General features: G+C 69.5%; 3 protein-coding genes. 2 read left to right on the forward strand and 1 reads right to left on the reverse strand.

Annotated elements, in window-relative coordinates; genetic code table 11:
- On the forward strand, window positions 1–1440 hold a 1440-nt coding region (rho, locus tag FW784_RS13335), incomplete at its 5' end, for a transcription termination factor Rho (protein ID WP_149353814.1).
- Between the two features lie 310 nt (window positions 1441–1750).
- On the opposite strand, the gene FW784_RS13340 is transcribed toward rho, so the two are convergent.
- Window positions 1751–2728, reverse strand: a complete 978-nt coding sequence (locus FW784_RS13340) for a GGDEF domain-containing protein (RefSeq protein ID WP_149353815.1) — start codon at window positions 2726–2728, stop codon at window positions 1751–1753.
- A 149-nt stretch (window positions 2729–2877) separates the two neighbouring features.
- On the opposite strand from FW784_RS13340, the gene FW784_RS13345 reads away from it, so the two are divergent.
- On the forward strand, window positions 2878–3265 hold a 388-nt coding region (locus tag FW784_RS13345), incomplete at its 3' end, for a cation:proton antiporter domain-containing protein (protein ID WP_187770822.1).

Here is a 3265-nt window from a genome sequence, read left to right on the forward strand (position 1 = left end):
GACGGCGGCCAGAATGGCGGCCCGCAGGGCGAAGGCGGCCGCAACAACCGCCGCGAACGCTTCAAGAACCGGCGCGAACGCCAGCGCGAACGCCAGCGCGACGGCGGCATGCCCGACGACGGCGGCAACGAGGCCTTCGTGCCCCGCGCCCACCCGCAGGTGCCGGAAGGCTTCCCCAGCTACTCCCTGGGCGACTTCAAGCGCATGCCTGCGGCCAAGCTGCTTGAGATCGCCGACCAGCTGAACATCCAGGAAGGCGTCGCCCGCGCCCGCAAGCAGGACGTCATCTTCGCGCTGCTGAAGGTGCTCACGCGCCACGGCGAGGGCGTCGCCGCTGATGGCGTGCTGGAAATCCTGCCTGACGGCTTCGGCTTCCTGCGCGCGGCCGAGGCCAGCTACCTCGCCGGCCCGGACGACACCTACATCTCGCCGAGCCAGATCCGCCGCTTCAACCTGCGCACCGGCGATCATCTTTCCGGTCGCATCCGCTGGCCGAAGGACGGCGAACGCTACTTCGCGCTCAGCGTGGTCGACACGATCAACGGCGAGCCGATCGAGGCGTCGAAGAACAAGGCGCTGTTCGAGAACCTCACGGCGCTGTTCCCGCGTCGCAAGTTCCGACTCGAGCGCGGCGACGGCTCCACCGAGGACATCACCGGCCGCATCCTCGACCTGATGGCGCCGCAGGGCAAAGGCCAGCGCGCGCTGATCGTCTCGCCGCCCAAGGCCGGCAAGACCATGCTCATGCAGCAGGTCGCCACGGCGATAAGCCACAACCACCCCGACGTGCACCTGATCGTGCTGCTCATCGACGAGCGGCCCGAGGAAGTCACCGACATGCAGCGCACCGTGCGCGGCGAGGTGATCAGCTCGACGTTCGACGAACCGGCCGGCCGCCACGTGCAGGTCGCCGAGATGGTGATCGAACGCGCCAAGCGCCTGGTCGAGCACAAGAAGGACGTCGTGATCCTGCTCGACTCGATCACGCGCCTGGCGCGCGCGTACAACAACGTGCTGCCGAGCTCCGGCAAGATCCTGTCCGGCGGCGTCGACGCCAATGCGCTGCACCGCCCGAAACGGTTCTTCGGCGCGGCGCGAAACGTCGAGGAAGGCGGTTCGCTGACCATCATCGCCACCGCGCTGATCGACACCGGCTCGAAGATGGACGAGGTGATCTACGAGGAGTTCAAGGGCACCGGCAACTCGGAAATCCACCTCAATCGCCGCATCGCCGAAAAGCGCGTCTACCCCGCGATCGACATCAACCGCTCAGGCACGCGTCGCGAGGACTACCTCATCGAGCCGGAACTGCTGCAGAAGATCTGGATCCTGCGCAAGCTGCTGCACGGCATGGACGAGATCGGCGCGATGGAGTTCCTGCTCGACAAGATGAAGAACACCAAGTCCAACGACGAGTTCTTCGGATCGATGAAGCGCTGAGGATCTGGCGCGAACGAAAAAGCCCCGCTTCGGCGGGGCTTTTTTGTTTCCGTCGTTGCGGGGTCGCACTCCGTCGTGCTCCGCGAGCCGGTGCCGCGTGTGGGCGGCCAAGGGAGCGCGATCTGCGCCGCCCCGGGCCTGCTTCTCCGGTTCGGCCGACCCGCCGCTGCGCTCAATTCGCTTGGCGCAGAAGCCGCGGCCGGAAACGCCGTCGGCGCGTCGAGGAGCGGTGTGGCACGTAGAAATTCCCGCCGCGTCGTCCCTCGGCGTTTCGCGCACCGGCCGCGGCGGCAGCCGCGTGTCGCGCTCCCTACCCGTCAACCACCACCCTGTCCCGCCCCTGGTGCTTGGCCTCGTACATCGCCGCGTCGGCGCGGGCGAGCCATTGCTGGTTGTCCTCATCGGCGCGCAGCACGGCGCCGCCGACCGAGACGGTGATCGGGCCGCACGGACTGCGCAGCGCGGCAGAGACCGCGCGGCGCAGGCTGTCAGCGAGCGGCCTCAGGTCGTTGGCATCGCTGCCCGGCACGAGCAGCACGAACTCCTCGCCGCCGTAGCGGAACAGGCGGTCGCCGGCGCGGCAGTGCGACTGCACAAGGCGCGCGAAGTCGACCAGCACGCTGTCGCCGGCTTCGTGGCCGAGCGCGTCGTTGACGCGCTTGAAGTGGTCGAGGTCCATGACGAGCAACCCGACCGGCGCGCGGTGGCGACGGGCCGTCTCCGCGGCGATGTGCAGCTCGCGCGCCATGGCACGACGGTTGGCCGCACCTGTCAGCGGATCGCGCGATGCCAGCGCCTCGAGTTGCGCGCGCTGCAGCGCCGTGTGCCGCGCGAACACGAAGGCGAGCAGGCATGTCACCGACGCGCTCGAGAAATACATCAATCGGGCCAACTCGCTGGGGAACGCGCCGCCATCGAGTGCGAGCAGCAGGATCAGCAGCGACGCCGCGAGAAGCGCGCGCGTGCGGCGTATCAACAGGAAACCGGCGGCGATCGCCGGATACGACCACAGCGCGCCCGACATCCCGACCATGCGGGCGACCACCAGGCAACCGATCGTGGTCGTGACGACGATGAAGAGACTCGCGGGCGCGGCATCGCCCCCGCGCCACACGTACAGCAGCGTGCCGGCGAGCGCGGCGACGATCGCGGTGTCGATCACGCCCAGGACCACGTCCCCGACGACATACCGGTAGATGACGAAGGGCGTGACGCCCGCCAGTGCCACGGTGCAGAACAGCACCAGCACGGCGAACTGGAAGTCCGTGCGGAGGCGTTCCCTCGACATGGCGGTGTCCCTCGTACCGGATCGATCTGGCCCAGCGGCCACGCCGCCCGATCAAGCGTACGCCGGGCCACACGCTGCGTCCCGTGAGCGGGTGCCGCCGGCCGCGGCGCCGGAATAGCATGCAGGCTGCACCCGCACGGACAGCCGCCATGCATGGCAGTGGCCTCGAGCTCGCCCTCGTCTTCCTGCTCGCCGCCGTCCTGGTGGCGCCGATGTTCCGGCGCCTCGGGCTCGGCGCGGTGCTCGGCTACCTCGCCGCGGGCGTGCTGCTCGGGCCCCAGGGCTTGCGCGTGGTGCCCGACGCGGGACCGGTGCTGGCCGCCTCCGAGATCGGCGTGGTGATGCTGCTGTTCGTGCTCGGGCTGGAACTCTCGCCGTCGCGGCTTTCATTGATGCGGCGCCCGGTGTTCGGCGCCGGCGGCGCGCAGATGGCGCTGTGCGGGCTGGCGCTGGCGGTGGCTGCGCATGCAGCCGGATTACCGTGGACCGCGGCGGCGGTCGTCGGCCTGGCGCTGGCGCTGTCGTCGACGGCGGTCG

This window comes from Cognatilysobacter lacus, from assembly GCF_008274655.1.
Taxonomy (GTDB): Bacteria; Pseudomonadota; Gammaproteobacteria; order Xanthomonadales; family Xanthomonadaceae; genus Cognatilysobacter; species Cognatilysobacter lacus.